The organism is Pseudoalteromonas sp. S4741 (assembly GCF_005886135.1).
Lineage (GTDB): Bacteria > Pseudomonadota > Gammaproteobacteria > Enterobacterales > Alteromonadaceae > Pseudoalteromonas > Pseudoalteromonas tetraodonis.
This window is the reverse complement of record NZ_PNCN01000293.1, coordinates 1-253: the sequence shown is the minus strand read 5'-3', so window position 1 is coordinate 253 and position 253 is coordinate 1. Positions and strand designations below refer to the sequence as shown.

Genomic DNA, 253 nt, shown 5'->3' with positions numbered 1-253 from the left:
TTGTCGTGACACGTTGGGGGCGAGTGGAATTTTATGATTACGATGAAATATGCCCTCTTACTGATTGTAATTTTAGAGAAGTGCCAAATACTGAGAACCCGTTAGAGGAAATAAGCGCACATTCTTATTTTGATATAGACCAAAATGATATATTTCCTAGTCAAGTTAAGGTTTTTTTTAGTGCCATTAGCAGTGACTTAATCCATTTTAATCATTATCTTAGCGATTTATTTACGGCAAAGTACTGGCCAAT

At 35.2% G+C, this 253-nt stretch carries 1 protein-coding gene; it reads left to right on the top strand.

All coding sequences use genetic code 11. The features are described from left to right. The coding region (locus CWC30_RS18220; protein WP_138627774.1) for an isocitrate dehydrogenase kinase/phosphatase-domain containing protein at positions 1 to 253 on the top strand (253 nt) is incomplete at both ends.